The organism is Oerskovia sp. NPDC060287, from assembly GCF_042726775.1.
GTDB lineage: Bacteria > Actinomycetota > Actinomycetes > Actinomycetales > Cellulomonadaceae > Oerskovia > Oerskovia merdavium.
This window is the reverse complement of sequence record NZ_JBHXBO010000297.1, coordinates 1-4,329: the sequence shown is the minus strand read 5'-3', so window position 1 is coordinate 4,329 and position 4,329 is coordinate 1. Positions and strand designations below refer to the sequence as shown.

3 protein-coding genes are annotated in these 4,329 nt (G+C 67.2%); all 3 read left to right on the top strand.

The window, feature by feature from the left end; translation table 11 throughout:
* On the top strand, positions 1–804 hold an 804-nt coding region (locus ACFWFR_RS17755; protein WP_377623910.1), incomplete at its 5' end, for a GDP-mannose 4,6-dehydratase.
* A 4-nt stretch (positions 805–808) separates the two neighbouring features.
* Complete coding sequence (locus ACFWFR_RS17750; protein WP_377623909.1) at positions 809–1,783, top strand: GDP-mannose 4,6-dehydratase; 975 nt, start codon at positions 809–811, stop codon at positions 1,781–1,783.
* A complete protein-coding gene (locus tag ACFWFR_RS17745) occupies positions 1,780–4,287 on the top strand; it encodes a glycosyltransferase (RefSeq protein ID WP_377623908.1) in 2,508 nt (835 codons plus the stop codon). The genes ACFWFR_RS17750 and ACFWFR_RS17745 overlap by 4 nt, the downstream gene beginning before the upstream one ends.
* Positions 4,288–4,329: the final 42 nt, after the last annotated feature.

Sequence of the window (4,329 nt, the reverse complement as noted above, 5' to 3'; positions counted from 1 at the left end):
GGTGCCCTACCGCGGCCCGCTCGCGCAGGTCGTGCACCGGTCTACAACCTCGGCGCCATCTCGTTCGTCGCCTATTCCTGGGAGAACGCGATGCTGACCAGCGAGGTGACCGGAAAGGCCGTCCTGAACATCCTCGAGGCCGTCCGCCTCTACTCGCACGACGACCCGAGCCGTGTCCGGTTCTACCAGGCGTCGAGCTCGGAGATGTTCGGCAAGGTCCAGCAGGTCCCGCAGCGCGAGTCCACGCTGCTGTGGCCGCGCTCGCCGTACGGGGTGGCCAAGGTCTTCGGTCACTACATGACGATCAACTACCGTGAGTCCTACGGGATGCACGCGTCGAGCGGCATCCTCTTCAACCACGAGTCGCCCCGACGCGGCCCGGAGTTCGTCACCCGCAAGGTCTCTCAGGCCGTCGCCCGCATCAAGCTCGGGGTGCAGGACAAGCTCGTCCTCGGTAACCTCGACGCCAAGCGCGACTGGGGGTTCGCGGGCGACTACGTCGAGGCGATGTGGCTGATGCTCCAGCAGCCCGAGGCCGACGACTACGTGATCGCCACGGGCGAGACGCACTCGATCAGCGAGCTCCTCGATGCAGCCTTCGCCCACGTGGGCATCGAGGACTGGACCGGATACGTCACGCAGGACCCGCGCTTCATGCGGCCTGCCGAGGTCGACCTCCTGATCGGTGACCCCGCCAAGGCGCAGGACCGCCTCGGGTGGGAGCGAAAGGTCGACTTCCCCGGACTGGTCTCCATGATGGTCGAGAACGACCTGCGCGAGCAGTCTGACCTGGCAGGCCGGTGACCCGGTGACCGTCGCTCTAGTCACGGGCATCACAGGTCAGGATGGCTCGTACCTCGCCGATCGTCTGACGCGCGAGGGGGTCGAGGTCCACGGCTTCGCCCGAGAAGGAGCGACGGTCGCCGGTTCGTCCCTCCCCGCTGCGGTGCACGTCCATCAGGTCGATCTCCGCGACCATGCCCGTGTCGGTTCGCTGGTGGCCGAGATCGCGCCCGACGAGGTGTACAACCTCGGAGGCATCAGCTCGGTGGCCTACTCGTGGGCGCACCCTGCGGAGACCGGTCTGGTGAGCGGTATCGGCGCGGTGGCGCTCTTCGAGGCGGCCCACGCCGTCCAGGAGGCCACCGGTCGCCGCGTCCGCGTGGTCCAGGCCTCGAGCGCCGAGATCTTCGGCACTCCCGACCGGACGCCCCAGGACGAGGGGACGGCGATCCGCCCGACCTCACCGTACGGGGCGGCCAAGGCCTACGCGCACCAGATGGCGGGGATCTACCGGTCCAGGGGGCTCGATGTGTCGAGCTGCGTCCTGTACAACCATGAGTCGCCGCGCCGCCCCGAGACCTTCGTGACGAGGAAGATCACCGCAGGGGCCGCGCGCATCGCGACCGACGGTGGCGGGGTCCTTGCGCTGGGCAACCTCGACGCCCGGCGTGACTGGGGCTGGGCGCCCGACTACGTCGACGCCATGGTCCGCGCCGCCCGGCACACCGAGCCCGACGACTTCGTCGTCGCGACGGGGGTCGCGCACTCCGTCGAGGACTTCGTCCGTCTCGCATTCTCCGCGGCAGGCATCGAGGACTGGTCGAAGCACGTCGAGATCGACCCTCGCTTCGTCCGTCCTGTCGACACCGCCGTTCAGGTGGGAGACGCAGCGAGAGCGCGAGCCGTGCTCGGTTGGGCCCCGACGGTCACATTCGAGGAGATCATCGAGAAGATGGTCGAGAACGATCTAGAGCAGATTCACAGAGAGGTCGCACGATGAGAGAGCCGACGGTCCGCGAGGGCGTCGTGTCAGTGATCCTCGTCAACTACAAGGGTGCCGAGGACACCATCACCTGCCTGAGGTCCTTCGACGACGTCGAGTGGCCCGCAGACCGGCTTGAGCTCATCGTCATCGACAACGACTCTCAGGACGGCAGTGCCGAGCGCATCGCGGCCGCCGTGCCGCGGGCCAAGGTGATCGAGTCCGGGGGCAACCTCGGGTTCGCCGGTGGATGCAACCTCGGTGTCGAGCATGCGACCGGCGAATGGGTCGGTTTCATCAACAACGACGCTCGACCCGGCCCCCGGTGGATCGCTGCCGCGGTCGAGGCGATGTCCGCCGACGACACGATCGGCGCCGTCGCCTCCAAGGTGCTGGACTGGGAGGGCAACCTGATCGACTACGTCGACGGGTCGCTCACCTGGTACGGCATGGGATACAAGCGGGAAGCCGAGTGGCCCGACTCCGCGGAGTACGACCACCCCAAGGACGTGCTCTTCGGGACGGGCGCAGCGATGTTCGTCCCCGCGCGGTTGTACCGCGAGGTCGGAGGGTTCGACGAGCGCTTCTTCATGTTCTACGAGGACGTCGACCTCGGATGGCGCCTCAACCTCCTCGGCTACCGCGTCCGCTACGTGCCGGAGTCGCTCGCCTACCACCGTCACCACGTGACGATGAAGAAGTTCGGCAACTATCGCGAGTCGTACCTGCTGGAGCGGAACGCTCTGCTCTCGATGTACAAGAACCTCGACGACGAGTCCCTCGCACGGGCGCTCCCGGCAGCGATGGCACTCTCGGTCCGCCGGTCGCTGGCCCGGACCGGGACGGACGCGTCGTCGCTCGACCTTCAGCGTTCGCCCGGTGGCGACGACGTGCCCACGATCGAGATCGAGAAGATGGCCCTCACGGGCCCCTACGCCATCGACTACTTCGTCGATCAGCTGCCGAGCCTCGTCGAGAGCCGCAAGGAGCTGCAGGCACAGCGGCGGCGGTCGGACCGTGAGCTCTTCCCTCTCTTCCGGCATGCGATCGAGCCCGCGTATGCGATCGAGAGCTACCTCACGGCGCACAAGGACCTCGTGGAGGCCTTCGGTATCGACACGCACTTCGTCTCGCGCCAACGTGTCCTCGTCGTCACGGGAGAGCCTCTGCTGGAGCGGATGGCGGGACCGGCCATCCGGGCGTGGGAGATCGCCAAGGCCCTCGCGCCGACGGGTGACGTCCGACTCCTCTCGACGGCCGGCGCCCGGATCACCTCGGACGACTTCGAGGTCGTCCATGCGTCCGGGCGCGCACTGCGCGCTCAGACCGACTGGGCCGACGTCATCGTCTTCCAGGGCTTCCTCCTGGAAGGCGCGCCCTGGCTCAAGGAGAGCTCGAAGATCCTGGTCGCGGACGTCTACGACCCCATGCACCTCGAGCAGCTCGAGCAGGCCCGTGACCTCGGCCCGGCCGGGCGAGCGACCTCGATCAGAGACACCACGAGGGTGCTCAACGAGCAGCTTCGTCGCGCTGACTACGTGCTGTGCGCATCGACCAAGCAGCGCGACTTCTGGCTCGGGCAGCTTGCGGGCCAGGGGCGAATCAACGCGGCCGTCTACGACGAGGACGAGAGCCTCGACTCCTTGATCGGTGTGGTGCCCTTCGGCATCGCCGACGACGAGCCCGTCCAGCACAAGCACGCGATCAAGGGGACCGTTCCGGGGATCGGCCGCGACGACAAGGTCATCCTCTGGGGTGGCGGTGTGTACAACTGGTTCGACCCGTTGACGCTGGTCCGTGCGGTGGACCGACTCCGTGTTCGTCACCCGGAGGTCCGGCTCTACTTCCTGGGCCTCAAGCACCCCAACCCTGGCGTGCCGGACATGAGGATCGCCTGGGAGCTCAAGGAGCTCGCTGACGAGCTCGGCCTGACGGGCAAGCACGTCTTCTTCAACGAGGGATGGGTCCCGTACAACGAGCGGGCGGACTACCTCCTCGACGCGGACCTCGGAGTCTCGACGCACTTCCATCACGTGGAGACCGCGTACAGCTTCCGTACCCGGATCCTGGACTACCTCTGGGCGTCGCTGCCGATCGTCGCGACGAGCGGTGACACGTTCGGATCTCTGATCACCGAGCACGGCCTGGGTGCCGTCGTCCCTCCGGAGGACCCGGAGGCCCTCGAGCTGGCGCTCGAGAAGTACCTGTACGACGAGGAGGCCATCGCCTCGGCACGTGCCAACGTCGTCGAGTTCGCCAAGGAGTACAGGTGGTCCTCCGTGCTGCAGCCGCTCGTCGACTTCTGCCGCTTTCCTCGGCGGGCAGCTGACCTCGCCGTCGAGCTGGACGAGCCGGTGTCGGTCGCCGAGCAGTTCCGCCGACCTGGTGGCATCAAGGCCGACATCGGTCTGGCCCGTGACTACCTGCGCGCGGGTGGTCTGAGCGAGGTGGCCAGGCGTGCGCGAGGCCGTGTGCGCAGGGTTTACCCAATGGGTCGTGACTGCGTGCCTTTTGAAGAATGAGCCTGCGAGTTAGCGGTGTGTAGCGAGGTTAACCCGTGTGGG